Source organism: Carnobacterium sp. 1290_CSPC, assembly GCF_001053265.1.
In the GTDB taxonomy this organism is placed as follows: Bacteria; Bacillota; Bacilli; order Lactobacillales; family Aerococcaceae; genus Aerococcus; species Aerococcus urinaeequi.
In genome coordinates this window covers 43854-61043 of sequence record NZ_JVVG01000023.1, presented here as the reverse complement: position 1 = coordinate 61043, position 17190 = coordinate 43854, and the positions used below count along the sequence as shown (strand labels likewise).

Annotated in this window: 15 protein-coding genes; 1 reads left to right on the top strand and 14 read right to left on the bottom strand. The window is 39.3% G+C overall.

The genetic code is table 11. The features are described 5' to 3' along the window. Nucleotides 1-68 precede the first annotated feature (68 nt). The 5 genes from AC973_RS01405 to AC973_RS01385 form a co-directional block, all read right to left on the bottom strand. Nucleotides 69-902, bottom strand: a complete 834-nt coding sequence (locus tag AC973_RS01405; RefSeq protein WP_048726324.1) for a helix-hairpin-helix domain-containing protein — start codon at nt 900-902, stop codon at nt 69-71. Nucleotides 903-968: 66 nt separating this feature from the next. Continuing rightward, the gene (gene coaD, locus AC973_RS01400) at nt 969-1469 is read right to left on the bottom strand and encodes a pantetheine-phosphate adenylyltransferase (protein WP_048726319.1); all 501 of its coding nucleotides are present in this window, start codon (nt 1467-1469) and stop codon (nt 969-971) included. Further along, nucleotides 1470-2036: a 16S rRNA (guanine(966)-N(2))-methyltransferase RsmD gene (gene rsmD / locus AC973_RS01395; RefSeq protein ID WP_048726317.1), complete on the bottom strand. Its 567-nt coding sequence runs from the start codon at nt 2034-2036 to the stop codon at nt 1470-1472. A gap of 187 nt (nt 2037-2223) precedes the next feature. Further along, nucleotides 2224-2961, bottom strand: coding sequence for an esterase family protein (locus tag AC973_RS01390; protein WP_048726314.1), 738 nt, complete (start codon nt 2959-2961; stop codon nt 2224-2226). Nucleotides 2962-3004: 43 nt separating this feature from the next. Beyond that, the gene (locus AC973_RS01385) at nt 3005-4174 is read right to left on the bottom strand and encodes an ATP-grasp domain-containing protein (RefSeq protein WP_048726308.1); all 1170 of its coding nucleotides are present in this window, start codon (nt 4172-4174) and stop codon (nt 3005-3007) included. Nucleotides 4175-4388: 214 nt separating this feature from the next. On the opposite strand from AC973_RS01385, the gene AC973_RS01380 reads away from it, so the two are divergent. Continuing rightward, a complete protein-coding gene (locus AC973_RS01380) occupies nt 4389-5048 on the top strand; it encodes a GNAT family N-acetyltransferase (RefSeq protein WP_048726305.1) in 660 nt (219 codons plus the stop codon). A 556-nt stretch (nt 5049-5604) separates the two neighbouring features. Here the strand turns inward: AC973_RS01380 and AC973_RS01375 are convergent. The 9 genes from AC973_RS01375 to AC973_RS01335 form a co-directional block, all read right to left on the bottom strand. Continuing rightward, the gene (locus tag AC973_RS01375; RefSeq protein WP_048726303.1) at nt 5605-6297 is read right to left on the bottom strand and encodes a Crp/Fnr family transcriptional regulator; all 693 of its coding nucleotides are present in this window, start codon (nt 6295-6297) and stop codon (nt 5605-5607) included. A 16-nt stretch (nt 6298-6313) separates the two neighbouring features. After that, nucleotides 6314-6865, bottom strand: a complete 552-nt coding sequence (locus AC973_RS01370) for a Dps family protein (RefSeq protein WP_048726301.1) — start codon at nt 6863-6865, stop codon at nt 6314-6316. Between the two features lies 1 nt (nt 6866). Continuing rightward, nucleotides 6867-7103, bottom strand: a complete 237-nt coding sequence (locus AC973_RS01365; RefSeq protein WP_016896718.1) for a heavy-metal-associated domain-containing protein — start codon at nt 7101-7103, stop codon at nt 6867-6869. A gap of 63 nt (nt 7104-7166) precedes the next feature. Further along, entirely contained in the window at nt 7167-9017 is a 1851-nt protein-coding gene (locus AC973_RS01360) for a heavy metal translocating P-type ATPase (protein WP_048726298.1), read from the bottom strand. Nucleotides 9018-9437: 420 nt separating this feature from the next. Further along, the gene (locus AC973_RS01355) at nt 9438-10274 is read right to left on the bottom strand and encodes an alpha/beta hydrolase (protein WP_048726296.1); all 837 of its coding nucleotides are present in this window, start codon (nt 10272-10274) and stop codon (nt 9438-9440) included. A gap of 93 nt (nt 10275-10367) precedes the next feature. Next, entirely contained in the window at nt 10368-10691 is a 324-nt protein-coding gene (locus AC973_RS01350) for a YlbG family protein (RefSeq protein ID WP_026466410.1), read from the bottom strand. A gap of 130 nt (nt 10692-10821) precedes the next feature. Beyond that, nucleotides 10822-14250 (bottom strand): pyruvate carboxylase, encoded by a 3429-nt coding sequence (locus AC973_RS01345; protein ID WP_048726292.1) that lies wholly within the window; start codon nt 14248-14250, stop codon nt 10822-10824. A gap of 235 nt (nt 14251-14485) precedes the next feature. Next, on the bottom strand, nt 14486-15979 hold the full coding sequence (nagE, locus tag AC973_RS01340) for an N-acetylglucosamine-specific PTS transporter subunit IIBC (RefSeq protein ID WP_048726291.1): 1494 nt from the start codon (nt 15977-15979) through the stop codon (nt 14486-14488). Nucleotides 15980-16033: 54 nt separating this feature from the next. Further along, complete coding sequence (locus AC973_RS01335; protein WP_048726288.1) at nt 16034-16936, bottom strand: hypothetical protein; 903 nt, start codon at nt 16934-16936, stop codon at nt 16034-16036. Between the last annotated feature and the right edge of the window lie 254 nt (nt 16937-17190).

Sequence of the window (17190 nt, the reverse complement as noted above, 5' to 3'; positions counted from 1 at the left end):
TATTGGTCAGGGCTACAATAGCAAGTAGGAGTATACCGAAACTATGGAGGACTAACTTATATTGCATCTTAATTCACCGTGATTAAAGGTCGTAACTTCTCCATCGTTTTCTCCCCAATACCTGAAACTTGGTCTAGGTCATCGACGGTTTCAAATAGTCCGTTCGTCTCCCGGTAATTAATGATATCAGCTGCTCGCTTCTCCCCTATACCAGATAAAGTCTGTAGCATTGTAGTATCTGCAGTATTGATATTGACCAGGTCCCCGTCACTTGTACCGTCCCCAGAACTCTCGGATACAGCACTTTCTGTGACTTTGGAATCAGCAACCAATGCTTCAGTTGAAGGACTGACCTCTTCACCAACTTTAGGGACATAAATCACCATTTGATCTGTCACTAATTGAGCTAAATTCACCTGACTTTGGTCAGCCTCTCCAGTTACCCCACCCGCCATTTCAACCACATCATGAACCCGCATACCTGGGGTCACTGGGACAACTTGCGGAACTTTGATAGCCCCTTTAATGTCTACATACCAGGTTTCATTGGGTGCGCTATTAGCGTTAGTTTCGGATTCTTCACCAACTTCTTCTCTAGAGATTTCGCTTGCTATACCACTCACCGCACTTGATGAAACGACAGTATTTTTAGACAAACCATCTTCTGGCACTAACGAGTCTGATGTTCCTTCGTCTGTTTCTGCCTCTACCATTAAAGCATTAGTTTGGCCTTGTCTGCCTTGAAATACCTGACTAAATCCGTAAATGCCTAGTCCACTCACAGTCAAAAAGACGACAAAAATACCCAGCAAGTAGGGTCTATACAAGGACCACACTTGTTGGATATTCATTTCTTTAATATCTAACTGAAATTGTCTTAGCCACGCCCGCAACTGATTCATTATGATCACCTCACCTATTATATACGGCAAGGTCAGTTAAAAGCGTCGGCTCATTTTTCAAAAAATTTAACCATTTAATTCAGTGTATTTGGCTTTAATGGCTTCGTTGACATTCGGCGGCACAACGCCAGACACGTCCCCGTTAAACTTCGCCACTTCCTTAATAATAGAGCTTGAAACAAAACGATATTTCTCACTTGATAACAAGAGAACGGTCTCGATATCTGGTGCTTGATGCTTGTTCATTAAGGCGATGTTGGTTTCTTGTTCAAAGTCACTGCCGTTACGCAAACCACGGATCAAAATACCGCAGTCCAATTCTCTAGCGAAATTCACTGTTAGGCCAGATTTTAAGTAGATCACTTCCACGTTATCTAGGTGTTTAGTGGCTTCCTGAGCTAAAGCAAATTTCTCCTCGCCAGTAAATAAAGAGGTTTTGGTGGTATTTGTTGCGACAGCGACGTAGACGTAGTCAAACATCTTGGCTGCCCGTTCAATCATGTCCACATGGCCCATTGTTAAGGGGTCAAAAGACCCGGCGTATAAGGCTCTTTCTTTTGTTGTCATCTAGTCTTCCTCCATTTGGTATACCAGGATTCTAGTGATTCCGTAAGTCACATCTTTGATCTGTTTGAGTGGTCCAAAGGCTTCCGGCAGTGTGTCTCGCTTGTCTAATTCACAAATTAAGCGGGCATCCGGTGCCAGCCAATTGTCCGCTAAAAAGCCGTTGATCACATCTTCTAATTGTTGGCCTTTATAAGGTGGGTCCAAGAAAACCAAGTCAAATTGCAGGTCTTTATCTACTTGACGTAATTGTTGGATGGCCTTGCGGTTGTCCCCTGACTTCAAAACATATTGGTCCTCAATCCGCACCGCAGCAACGTTTTCCTTAATCGTCGCTTGTGCTTGCCGGTTCTTTTCAAAACCGTAAACGATTGCTGCCCCTCTTGAAATGGCTTCTATTCCAAGCGCCCCAGACCCCGCATAGAAGTCCAGAACCCTTGTGCCCTCATCAAAATAAGGGCCGATAATATTAAATAATGATTCTTTGATTTTATCTGTAGTTGGTCGGGTATTATCCCCTGGCACCGCCTTTAAACGATGTTTCCCAAATTTTCCAGCTATAACGCGCATAGACTTGTCACCCCACGATTTAAAATTTGTCTATATTTTACCATATCAAAGACCGCCCACCTATAAGTGACCCTTTGAAAAAAGAATCCCCAAGATTAAGCTGAGCATTTTTCTGATTCGAAGCACATAAAAAAGAACGCCGTGCTTAAGCACCTGACGTCCTTTTCCAATCAATATTTAAAAGATTCTACACCATATATCCTAGGAAATACGGCAGTTGCTGGCGCCACCAAATCCAGTCATGAGACACATCTGGCCCCCATTCTGCGAACCAGGCTGGGATATTCTTATTCTCAAAAGCTTCACGCAACTTGTAATAACCGGGCAGACCGTCTGCCTCCCAGTCACCTAAACCGGTACAAACGATGATATCTGCTTGGCGCAAGTGGTCGATAAACCATGGATCGTTTAAGGTCCAAATATAGTCCACTGGAGAGTTATAGTAAACGGCTAGGTCACCGCCGAAGTCACCACCGAAGTAACGGGTGTCGTAAACACCTGATAAGGCAATGGTTTTATTAAAGACATCCGGATGCTTCAATTGAAAATTCAGGGCATGGTAAGCACCCATTGAGCAACCTGTTGTCATCATTGGGTCAAACCAACCTGTATAGTGCTTGATGAATGGGATAGCTTCATCAATAACATAACGTTCGTAGGCATTGTGAGCTTCAGCTCGGTCATGTTGGTACTTGCCCTTGTGTAACCAAGATTCTTGGTCATGGGATGATAAGGTGAAGAATTGGACTTTTCCTTCTTCGATAAAATAATGTGCGGCTTCAATCATGCCGAAGTCCGCAAATTCATCTTTAGAACCACCAGATGACGGGAATACCACTACCGGAATACCTGCGTGTCCGTAACGATTTAAGTACATTTCTTGATTTAAGTGACCTGAATAATGGTGTAAGAATTCTGCGTTCATGGGGTTTCCTCCAGTTTTGGGTAAAATGACAGTCAATGTAAAGCTAGCCTTCTTTATGTTGGTGGACGTAGTTGAAGATATCTTCAACCTCCTCTTCTGTATCCGCTAAAATACCATAGAATTGGTTACCTTGTAAGGCCGCAAAAGCATCTGGTAAACGTTTTGAGAAGACAAAACGGTCGCCGTAATGACTGCGTATAGCCGCTTCATCGTGGGCATACGTATTTTGATCACGGTGAGTAATAGCCACGCAATAACGAGCAGGTACAGTCGGTGTTTCAAAAGGTTGACCGTCCACAATGCGGGCAAATTGACGGAATAAATCCACATGATTGGCATAGTTATACATATCAATAGCATAACCACCGGCCACTCGGTTGTTGTATTCAACCACTAGGTAGTCGTCCCCGTTTTCAAAGAATTCAATATGGAAGAACCGCTCCTTCATACCAAATTGTTTGACGATAGCTTGACCGTACGCCCGTAATTTTTCAGGAATTTCCTTTTGAATAATATAGCCGTAGTCTAATTGGTACTTTAATACCTCCAAAGTTGGGGCATGGTAATACAAGCTTGTTTCAAAGACAATTTCACCATTTTGGTTGATTAAACCGTCATAAGATAGTAATTTTGCATTTTCAATATAAGGCTCAAAGAAATAGGCCTCCTTCTCATCCCACTCTGCAATAAATTTATCCACTGCTTCTTGGTCTTTTAACTTGTATGTCCCTGAAGAACCAACACCTGAATTGGGTTTAGCCACTAAGGGTAGACCAAATTCTTTTACAATTCGATTAATCGTCCCCTTCTTATTGGCTATCTTACCAGGGACAGCTGGAACTCCTGCCTTAGCAAACAACTTCTTCATTTCAGACTTAAATTTAACCTTGCGCAAATCTTTGGGCTTGTTGCCAGGAATATTAAACTGTTCCCGAATCTCAGCTTCCAAATTCAACCAATGCTCATTTTGCGACTCAATCCGGTCAATTTTTCCGTGCTTGAAAAATAAATACGCAACGGCTTTTTTGACTTCTTCAGTATTTTCTAAGTCGTTGACTTTGTAGTATTCAGTCAAATCATCTTTTAAAGATTGAGATAATTGGTCATAGGGTTCCTGACCGATGCCAAGAACGTTGAACCCTTGCTGTTTTAACCGGTTAGTAAATAATTGAAAATTCTCTGGATAAAAAGGTGATGTCACAATAAAATTCATGTAAGCTCCTCCGCTCAAGGTCTTTTGCTTGTATTTTATATTAATTTTCGATTAGAATCTCTCATTCATTATAAGTGGTAATGGGTGCAAAAGCAATTGCATTTAAGTTATGGGAAACGCATTCATTCACCCTTTTTAAGCCCCGCATAACGGGCACTCTGTATCATTTGAACTTAATATGCCCATCGGTTAGAATGGAAAGTGGAGGTGTTTTATGACACAAGAAGTTACTTTAAGATCTGCCCAAGCTGCAGACTATCCAGCATTACACGCATTAAACCGAGGCGCTTGGTTTCAATCAGACTATGAAGAATATCCGGAGGCAACTAACGCTTACGTTGACTTAAACTTAAACAACTCATTGAGTGATGCCTCAATGGCAACAGTGGCTGAGGTAGATGGACAAATCGCTGGCGTTATCTTAGCGTCTGCTGACTCAGAACCTAAATACGGACGGATGTTAATGCGGTCAACAGTTGATGCAGCTGCAACTATCCACGCACAAGGTCAGGAAATTGCCGACTATTTTTATGACCGGATGAAAATAGAAAGTGAATACGATGCAAAATTATTAGAAAAAGCGAAAGCAAGTACCGCCTATGATGGTCGCATCGTTTTATTTATTATGGATCCAAATTTTCAAGGTCTAGGAATCGGCAGCAAATTATTCCAAGCCGCTAAAGATTATTTTGAAGCTAAGAATGTGGAAAACTACTACCTATTCACTGACTCTTCATGTAATTATCCTTTCTATGACCACAAAGGCATGCACCGTGCAGGTAACATAACTTATCATCAACCCGGTCTATTTGAACCGTTTGATGGTTCAAAAAGTACTGAACCTTTTGAATTTTTCATCTATGATAATCAATAACAATACTGGAATAATTTCCATATATGGCGTAAACATGTCAGACCCTACCCTTTTTACATATTTGCTTATCTGCAATGGATAGGCAAGGAAATAGTTTAGCAGATGAACTTTTCTTCGATCACTTGATATACCTACAATATGTACACTTATATTATCGATGTCATGCTCTAGCCACAGACTCGACAACATCGGAGATCTACATCTAATTTAGCTTAATATGACATCGATAATCTGTTTCTAAATTTTTTCTCTATCACCCTCATTTTCAGTACGAAAATAATAATTTCATCTTTCTACTAAATGGGTAATGTTAATAAACATATTTTCTGCGAGAATTTCCTATCATTTTTTGTGATTAATTTAATGATGGTAGAATTTCTCGTTTTTTTTAGCATTAGTTATCAAAAAAATAGTGTTGGCGGTATCCTCTAAGACTCCCTGCCAACACCATCATCCTATAAATTCTTCATTGCGTCAGATCTTATAAATATGTACATTATCATTTTCCATACAGAATTATCTTTCTTATAAAAGCGAAGTATCTATATGGCCATTATTAATCTAAAGTAAATAGCAATTGATCTAGATCAAATATCTCAATATATTTATGTGTATGTTGTTTAATTAAACCTTTATCCTCTAACGAAGAGAACTTCCGACTTATTGTTTCGGGTGTTGTACCCAAATAAGAAGCTAGCTCCTTTTTTGACATTGGTAATGTCACATAAGTATGATTTTCCTCATCTTCAACATATTCTGCTAGAAAATTAATAATACGAGACTCTACCTGCTCCATACCAACCTGCATCGTTTGCTTTTCTGATACCTGTAAACGTTTCGTAACATCTGAAAGTATTCGTCTCATAATTTCTGGGTAAATGTCTAGATAGTTATCCATATCTTTTTTATGGATTCTGCATATGCTTACTTCTGATATTGCTTCAGCATAATTAGAATGGTAACTGTCAGTTTGAAAAATAGCCACTTCGCCCATAAAATCACCAGGATTTAGTATGCGTACCGTTTGTTCACGACCGGATTCATTTAAGTTATAAATACGTACACGCCCATTATTTACGATATATAATGTGTCATCTTTATCACCATTTCCAAATAACAACGCATTCTTTGCATAATGTACTTCATGCGCTGATTGTGCAATTAAACTCATTTGTTCTTCGTTTAGATGGTTAAAAATTGGTACTAACCGTATACAATCTACATGACTATGGTGATGATGGTGTGCCATACAACTTTCCTCCTAATTAATCGTTATCTATATAATCATCGTCTTGTAAAGCATCCTTATTAACAAAGGCTTGAAGCTGCCAAATATTTACATCTAAATAATCTTTATAACTAATTAGTAAATCCTCTAACGTATTATCTGCTTCTTCTTGAGCTAAACGCAATGCACGAACGGTAAATTCACGATTAGTTCTAAAATCTTCTACTAACTGTAAGACCATTTCTTCAGCAGAATAATATTTTTCAGACGGATCTTCAGAAATTATTGTAAATTCCTGAAATTCAGCAGTTGTTGATGCTGGCTTAAATCCCGAAGCTAGTAAACGTTCTGCAATTTTATCAAACCATGTTTCATTCTCATTATACAGTTTTTCAAATAACTCATGCAATGAATAGAAATTTGCCCCTTTTACATACCAGTGATATTGATGTAATTTTACATGTAAGGTATGAATATTGGCCAGTATATGATCTGTAACAGCTGCAGCATTAATCTTGGTATGGTGAATGTGTTCTTTATAGGCTTGTTCAGCAGCTAATTTTTCTTGTCTTTCGTTTACTGTTGTCATTTTATAAACCTTCCTTTACTTTTGAACTAATAACGGAATATCCTAAGTTTTCAATAGCGTTTTCAATTGTACTCAAATTGACTTGTTCTTCATCGAAATCCACCTTTACCTTACTTGCATTAAACAGTACTTTTACAGAATCCTTTTCTACACCAGCGGTCTGTTTTAAACCACTTTCAATTTTTTGTAAACATGATGGACAAGTTAATGTTTCTAATTTTAATGTTGCTTTTGTCATATCTATCACTCCTTTAAATAAATTATATAAGGTATTTTTTTAAAAATAATTGATACAGATCAATTATTTTAATTGATATCCTCTTAATCTCATTGCATTTAAAATAACAACCAAAATACTTGCCTCGTGAACTAACATACCAATTGACATAGACATCCATTCACTGAATAATAAACTAAAGAGTAATATTATCACCACACCAACAGCAATAAGAATATTTTGTCGCATATTCGCATATGTCCCTTTAGCTAAACCTAAAGCATGGGGGAGACGATTAAAATTAGAATTCATCAAAACAATATCTGAACTTTCAATGGCTACATCTGTTCCATTTCCCATAGCTATCCCTACTTCTGCAGTAGCTAGAGAGGGGCTATCATTCACACCATCACCAATAAAAGCAACAATTTCACCAGTAGACTGTCTTTCTTTTAAAAATGCTTGCTTGTCTTCAGGTAGCATATCGCCATGGGCCTCGGTTAATCCTAGCTCCTTTTTAACTAAATTAACAGTACCTTGATTATCCCCTGATAATACAATGAGATTTTTAACACCAAGTGATTTTAATTTTTGTAGGTCTTGTTTAACACCTGGTCGAACTTGGTCACGGATTCCCATTAAAATCATTAACTGATGATCAACTGCTGTTAATACAATTGAACTACCGTCTCTTTCTAATGTATCTAATTTTTTAAGCACATCAGCAGATAGTGGTATCCTTTCTTGTTCCATTAAGTTTTTATTCCCTACTGCAACGATGTGTCCATCAACGTGAGCAATTATGCCCCCACCTTTTATAACCTGTGTACGCTCTACAGGTCGTAGTTTATATTGTGCTAACTTATTCGTAATAGCGACTGCTAAGGGATGATCAGATTCCCTTTCAACCGAGAATAATAGAGACAAATCCTCCTCTTGATTATTTCCATAGTAAACAAATTCGCCCACTTCAGGCTTTCCTTCAGTTAAGGTACCTGTTTTATCAAATAGGACTGTATCTACATTCGCAAAATGACTAATCACTTCAGAACCTTTAAACAAAATACCATTCTTTGCACCATTTCCTATACCCGCCACATTTGAAACCGGTACACCAATGACCAAGGCACCTGGGCAACCAAGTACTAATACAGTAACTGCTAGTGCCGTATCTTTGGTTAATACCCAAACTAATAACCCAATGAAAAGTACTACAGGTGTATACCAACGAGAGAACTGGTCAATAAATCGCTCAGCTTCCGATTTAGAATCTTGTGCCTCTTCTACTAATTCAATAATTCGACCAAATGTAGAATCCTCCCCAATTCTATCAGCGACTATTTGAATAGTCCCATTATCCATAATGGTACCGGCAAATACTTCGTCACCTTTTTCTTTCTTTAGAGGTAAAGATTCGCCAGTGATATTAGCCTCATTTACATGTCCCTTTCCAGTAGTTACCCTACCATCTACTGGAATCTTAGCCCCAGTTTTTACTAAAAGAATATCTCCTTCCTCTACTTCATCAATATCTACTTCTTCAAATTGCCCCTCGTTCAATTGCTTAAAAGCAGTCTCTGGAGCCATTTCTGTCAACTCTTTAATCGCAGATCGTGTTTGCTTAAGTGTACGCTGCTCTAAATATGAGCCAAATAAAAATAAAAAAGTAACAATAGCTGACTCTTCGTAATTTTGAATAAAGAAAGCACCAATAACCGCTATCGTTACTAAAACATCAATACTCACTACTTTTACTTTCATAGCCTGATAAGCCTGTATTGCAATGGGCATAACACCCAATATGGAAGCAATGATAAAAGCACTGTTAAAGATAACCGTATTAGTAAAAATGAAATGTGCAATAAAACCTATCATAATAAGTAAACCACTGATAACTGTAATCTGATTTTTATGTTTCAAAATAATTTGTTGCATATAAATCCCTCCTATACTTTTGTACAACTACAGTGTATTCATTTTTGAAAGATATAAAATTGATGCGCATCAATTTTATAAACATAGTATAAAAAAGTTAAGATTTCGTATTTTAGTCATTTTTTCAAAACTAATTATTATCCTTAAAAAAAATAGTCATCTCAAATTTTCCACAAAAAAAAGAGGGTTTGCATGGTCGATTTAGTTAAATAACTAAATTGTCCATGCAAACCCTCGTATTGATATTTACAGTATTCGTTTTTTGACAATAGATATTATCCAAGACATAGTCGTTAAGATACGATTAAGCCATAAAGAGTAAACTTTCAGTTGTAAAATTGTTATTAATCTAAATTTATATAAATGATAAGTTCAATTTTTTTTAGAAGACCCAACAAATAATAACCAAATCATAAGCGTTTACAATGGCCAACCTTGGCTAATAAATCGTAGACAATCTGGTAGGTGTTTAGACCAATATTTTTCTGAATGTTCGTCCCCATGGAAAATATTCAAAGACACATTCTCTGGCGCTACACCTGCCTGCATCACCTGTTGGCTATATTTAATGGCATCCGTAATATAAGCCTGTTCAGTATAAGGACCGATGATCATCTCATCTATCTCGTCCCCTTCTTCAGTCCCGCATTCGATATAAATCCGTTGATCATTTGGCAAATCCACCCGTTCAATAAACCGGTCAAAATCTTGCGCAACGGCCCAATTGGTCAAAGAAAAAATCCCTAAACGACCAATTTGATCTTTATAGGCAGCGCCAAGATACGTGGAAATGGTCGCCCCAAAGGAAGACCCAATCATCGCTGTGTGGGCAGCGTCCGGTATAGTCCGGTAGTGTTTGTCGACAAAATCTTTGACTATAGTCACCACAAATTCAGAAAATTCAGCGCCCCGTCCCCCTTGACCAGATAGGCTTGAATCATAAGCTTCTTTAACCGTCCACGGTAGGTATTCCAAGGTCCGTGTCTCCTCGCCATTATCAATGCCGACAATAATCATACTTGGTAAATCCGGATTCCGCTTGACCGCGTGAATTGTTTTCCAAGAATGTTTCGAAAAAGCTTCCTTGGAATGAAACACATTCTGTCCGTCATGCATATAAACTACGGGATAATGCTTATCTGCATTTTCTTCATAGCCCTTAGGTAAGAGGACACGAATTCGCCGCTTAGCCAAGGTATAAGGCACATCTAAAATATGTTCTTTAAGTTCCAAATAGAAAAATGGTGCAAACTCCATCCTGACTCTCCTCCAATTATTGAAAAAGGACCCTGGGCACATTCAATCCCAAGGTCCCTTCAAAATTTCATTTACTATATATTTTATTATATATTAAGCATACCGTTCATTCAAACGATCTTTATCATCCGAATCCTTCTTGGCCATCAAGTCTGCCGCATAGGCATCAAAAGCCGTCGCATAATCCGTCGCCATTGCCTGTCTAGGAGACACATCCACCTGACGCACGAAATGTAACTTCTCAAGATTCTTTTGAATATGGTCCGCTTCCGACACATCCGTATACAAAACCGCATACTTCATCTTCCGCGAGACATAATAAACGAATCCGTACTTCTGTAACTGTTTCACCTTTTTATTAGAATACATCCACACAATCAACGCTTGCCGTGACTGTCTTTCATCATAAATACTCATATCATCGACTTCCTTTAATCACTCGCTTTAATTTCATTATAACAGGAATTCCAAAGTCCGTAACCCCTAAACCTTTATATGGCAAAATAACGGGCCTCAACTTGCTGGCCCGCTATTCTTACCTCTTATTTTATTCCAATACTAATAGCAGGTCGCCAGAATTTACTTGGTCGCCGTTGGCAACAAGTAATTCTTTCACAACTGCCTTACGCGGTGCTTTCAAAGTAGTCTCCATCTTCATGGCTTCAGAAATCAACAGTAATTGACCTTCTTCAATTTCATCACCTTGTTGCACCTGAACATCAAGGATTGTACCAGGCATTGTCGCTGCAATATGGTTTGTATTGCCGTGATCAGCTTTACGACGAACAGCAGCCGTTGTTTTAGCATTGGCGTCACGTACTATAATTTCACGAGATTGTCCGTTTAATTCAAAGAAGACAATCCGTTGACCAGTTTCATCCAACTCACCAATTTGGATTAAGCGGATGTATAAGACTTTACCCTTTTGAATTTCAACATTCACAGTTTCACCAGTCTTCATACCATAGAAGAAGCTTGGTGTTGGGATGATTGAAACGTCAGAATAACGTTCAAGTTTATGACGGTAGTCTACAAAAACATCAGGATACATAATGTAAGATAAGACGTCTTGGTCGTCTACATCTTCATCACCTAATTTAGCAATCAATTCTTGACGAGTAGCTTCAAAATCAATTGGTGCTAAGTGTTCACCTGGACGATCAGTTGAAGCCTCTTCACCTTTTAAGATGATGTCAGATACATCTTGCGGGAATCCACCTTCTGGTTGACCGATTTTACCTTTAAATAAATCGATAACAGATTGAGGGAAGTCGTATTTTTTCCCTTCTGCGAAGAATTTATCAATTGTTAGGTCATTTTGAACCATAAATAAGGCCATATCACCAACAACTTTAGATGAAGGGGTAACTTTAACGATATCACCAAACAAGAAGTTTACATCATGATACATTTGTTTTACTTCGTCCCAACGACTACCCAAACCAACAGATTTAGCTTGTTGTTGTAAGTTTGTATATTGACCACCAGGCATCTCTGTATTGTAGATTTCAGTTTCTGGACCCTCTAAACCTGAAGTGAATTCATCGTAGTAAGAACGCACACCTAACCAGTATTGGTTAATTTTCTCTGCATTTTGTACATGGATATTTGGTTTACGGTCGTTATACTCCATCGCATAATATAGTGATTGCATAGATGGTTGTGATGTTGTTGAAGCAAATGCAGAACTTGCCACATCCACAATGTCTACACCTGCACGTGATGCTTCAGTGTAAGTTAAGATACCGTTACCTGCTGTATCATGCGTGTGTAAATGAATTGGCACATCGATATGGTCTTTCAATTCTGAAATTAAAGCATAAGCAGCTTGAGGTTTTAATAAACCAGCCATATCTTTCACTGCAATAATATCTGCGCCCATAGCTTGTAACTCTTTGGCTAAATTTACATAGTAGTCTAGAGAATACTTAGTACGCTCTGGATTTAAGATATCACCTGTATAACACATTGTCGCTTCAGCGATCTTACCAGCATCTTTCACATATTGAATTGGTTTTTCAATTTGTTTAGTCCAGTTTAATGAGTCAAACACACGGAAGACGTCAATTCCTGAAGCTGCAGCCTGGTCAATGAAAGCTTTCAAAGTATTATCTGGGTATGAAGTATACCCAACCGCATTTGAACCACGGAATAACATTTGTAACAAGGTATTTGGCATTGCTTCACGCAACTGCTCTAGACGGCTCCAAGGGTTTTCAGTTAAGAAACGGAAGGCTGCATCAAATGTCGCCCCACCCCAAACTTCCATAGAGAATAGGTTTGGCAAAGCATCTTCCATAACTTTAGCTGGTTTCACCATGTCACGCGTACGCATACGAGTCGCAATCAATGATTGGTGTGCATCGCGCATTGTCGTATCTGTTAATAATAAGTCATTTGAATTTTTAATAAATTCTTGTACACCTTTTGCTCCATCACGGTCTAAAATTTGTTTAGCAGATAAACCACTACGGTCCACCAATTCAATCTTAGGTGTTGGAATCGTTAAGAATTCTGCTTTTTCATTTTCAATACCTGGGAAACCATTTACAGAAATGTCCCCGATGTATTGTAAGACTTTGTTTCCTCGGTCACGGTTTCGTTCTTTAGGGAAGTTGAACAATTCAGGTGTATTGTCGATGAATACAGTGTTTGCAGTACCCTCTTGGAAAACAGGATGGTTTACAACGTTACGCAAGAACGGAATATTGTTCTTAACACCACGCACACGATACTCTCTTAAGGCACGGTCTGTTTTTGCTACCGTATCTTCGAAATCTGTACCGTAAGTGATTAACTTAGCGATCATTGAGTCAAAGTACGGACTAACAACCGTATTTTGGAAACCATTACCCGCATCTAAACGGACACCAAAACCGCCTGGAGAACGGTAAGTGTTGATTTTACCTGTATCTGGGAAGAAATTGTTATTTGGATCCTCTGTAGTTACACGACATTGGATTGCAAAACCATTTAATGGTAAGTCTTCTTGTGCTGGTAAACCAATTTCACTTAAGCTTTCACCTGCTGCAACACGGATCTGTGTTTGGACAATGTCCACACCAGTGATTTGCTCTGTAATTGTATGTTCTACTTGGACACGAGGGTTTACTTCGATAAAGTAGAAGTCATCGCCATCTAACAAGAACTCAACAGTTCCGGCATTAGCGTAGTCCACTGAATCTAAGAAGTCACGGGCAGAATTACAGATACGGTTACGTAGTTCCATTGACATGTTTACAGTTGGGGCAACCTCAACCACCTTTTGGTGACGACGTTGAACTGAACAGTCACGTTCCCATAAATGCATAGTGTTTCCTTGCTCATCAGCCATGATTTGAACTTCAATATGTTTAGGTCCTTCTACGTATTTCTCAACGTAGGCTTCACCTGAACCAAAAGCTTTAGTCGCTTCAGAAACCGCTAGACGGTATTGTTCTGCTACTTCATCTTCTGAACGTACCACACGCATACCACGTCCTCCACCACCTAAGGCAGCTTTGATGATAATTGGGTAACCAGCAGTTTTACCAAATTCAACCACTTCTTCAAGACTTTCAACTGGTCCATCAGAACCTGGAATCAACGGAATATTCGCTTTTTTAGCTGCTTCACGAGCTTTTACTTTATCCCCGAACATATCTAAAATTTCGTGTGAAGGACCGATAAACTTGATGCCCTCTTCCTCACAACGACGCGCAAATTCAGTATTTTCAGACAGGAAGCCGTAACCAGGGTGAATCGCGTCAGCATTCACATCTTTCGCAATTTGGATAATTGACTCGATATCTAAATAAGCCTCAACAGCCTTTTTATCCTTAGACAATCGATAAGACTCATCCGCCTTGAAACGGTGAACTGATCCTTCATCCTCTTGTGAATAAACTGCGACTGTATTAATTCCTAGTTCAAAACACGCTCGGAAAATACGGATTGCGATTTCCCCACGGTTCGCAACTAACACTTTATTTATCATTTATAGTAACTCCTTCTCTTACGTCTCTCATTTCTTGACGCTTGTTTCCACTTGCCAATTGTATCATAGTTTGCCATATTTTGAACAATTTTGATATAGAAAAATGAAAGAAATCTCATTTTATTATCATAATTATTAAAAACTATTAAAGATCATTTATTTAGATATTATTTTATTCTTGATCGTTTTGGCCGTAAAAAAAGAAGCTGAGTTTTACCCCAACTTCTCTTAAATATTATTGATCTTCTATTTTTTTCATTTCATCGGCAACGAATTGAACGTCTGTACCCACAATGACATGTAGGTGGTTTTTGTCTAAGACATTGACGCCCGGAACACCAAGACCTTTGATTCTTGCTTGATCGACTTGGTCAACATCATCTAATTCAAAACGCAATCGTGTTGCACAGTTGTAGTAGCTTCGAATGTTGTCTTGTCCACCAACGGCATCAAAGATGACATTGGCCATGCGTGAATATTTGTCATCGCTAGCTTGGGACGCAGCACCCTCTTTGCCAGCAATAGTTTCTGAATCAGATTCTGTAATCGCTGCTTCAGTTACGGCATTTTCTCTGCGTCCTGGTGTGGCAAAATCGAATTTACGGATAGCAAAATCAAAGATAAAGTAGTAAACCACGAACATCACTAAACCTAGAACTAACAGCATTAATGGTTGGTTAGCAATCGGCACATTCAAGCTTAATGCAAAGTCAACTAACCCTGCTGAGAACCCAAATCCAGCGGTCCAGTGGAAGGTTGCTGCGACAAACATTGAAACCCCTGTTAGGAAGGCGTGAACCAAGTATAATCCTGGCGCTGCAAACATAAATGAGAATTCTAGTGGTTCAGTAATTCCTGTAAAGAATGAAGCGAAAGCACCAGCAATCATAGTACCAGCTGCAATTTTCTTAGCCTTTGATTCTGCGTTTTTATACATGGCTAAAGCTGCCCCAGGTAAACCGAACATCATGATTGGGAAGAAGCCGGCTTGGTACATACCAGTAACCCCTTTTACCCCTTCAGAGGCCCAGAAGTTTCCGATGTCATTAATCCCAATTAAATCAAACCAGAATACTGAGTTTAAGGCGTGGTGTAGACCAGTTGGAATCAGTAACTTGTTGAAGAAACCGTAAATACCAGCACCTAGCGCGCCAAGGCCTGAGATGAAAGTACCGAATGCTACTAAAGCGTCATAAGCTACTGGCCAAACGAAGTACAACAGTAAGGATATGATTAACATAGCGCCTGCTGTTAGGATTGGAATCAACCGTCTACCTGAGAAGAATGCGAGCGCTGTTGGCAATTTAGTACCTGAATAGCGGTTATATAAGGCTGCCGATACTGAACCAGAAATAATGGCCATAAAGACATTTTGTGTTGCGCCGAAAGCCATCGGTACTTCTACAACTGGCATGTCGAGTAAGACACTTAAACCATCTGTTGATAATAGGTTTGTTACAATTAGGTAACCGACTAAACCTGATAAACCAGCCGCCCCATTGGAATCCTTAGATAATCCAGTAGCAATACCGACTGAAAATAGAATCGGTAAATTGTTGATAATGGCAGTCCCTGCTTGAATCAGGAATACAGCCGCTTGGTTCGACCCGTCACCAGAAAGTCCAGCTGGATCAATCCAATAACCTATCCCCATTAATAATGAAGCAACAGGTAAAATCGATACCGGTAGCATGATCGATTTCCCTAAATTTTGTAAATAATTTTTCATATTATCTTATCCTCCCTTTTGATAAAGACAGTTTTTTATATTTTTTGATGACGTTTAACGATTAACGGACTGAACCATACGAAAATAAGTATGACGTTTACCCCGCACCGCCAAACTCAAAGCGGTGATATTTTCTGGATCAGGCATCCGACCGTAGGCACCATCACCAATGTGGTGACAGTCTACGCCAACACGTTTATTAGATAAACCTATCGCCTCGATCACCGAAGCTTGGGCAGACTCTTGACTAGTCCCAATCGTCGCCATCACCAATCCACCGCGTGCATGCACACCTTTCGTGACCACCTGGTTTTCAAGTTCATTCACCCCAGGCACCGTATTCACAGCCGGAATCAAGACCCCATCAGCGCCCTCATCCATAAAACCAAGCAAGGCCTCTTCATTGACGATACTCTCCGTAAGCCCCGCCCCATGCATTTTACCCGCAAGGACTAGCCCTGAAAAATGGCTTTTCGTCATTTTGACAGCAGCCTTGATTGCTGACATAGTCACGCCCGTAGCTGGATTCCCTGTCAGTAAAATCATGTCTACACCCAAATCATCCGCCGCTTGTAAACTCGCTTTAGACACTAAGCGACCTGGATTTAAAGCCACCCGACTTTCAAGCAATTCCTGCTCTTCATCAACAGGCTCCAAATTGATTGCGATCGATCGCCCGATTAATCGCTTCAATTCACGGATGATCTCTTTTGACCCCGCAAATACTTCCAGACCTGGAATTTCTGGGTTGAAGACATCTAACTCATTCAAGACAATGATGTCTGCACCAAACGTCGCCATCACTTCAGGGTTTGACAGCCCTTGAATCAAAGGTGGCGATGTCACTACGGTTTCAGCAACAATTGTCCGTCCTTCACTGGCAAAAATTGCTTGTTTCAATTGACTAGCATCCATCTTATTGATTTCACTGGCACTAGCCGAAATTAAACGTTTCATTCCCTTTCTCCTCCCATTGTAACCGCTAGTTCATCATCAACTAACCGATTACATTTCTCTCTGAATATTATATCAATATTGATAGCTATTACGAAACCTATAACAAAAAGAAACTGGATTTATACACCTAACTTCTTTGTTGATTTTATTCTTTTCGACCTAAAATTTGGTTGATTTTTTAGCTAATTATATCAGATTTACCGCCAAATATAGCTTGAACACCCTTTTGTACTTCAAGTACGGCTTTGTCACCT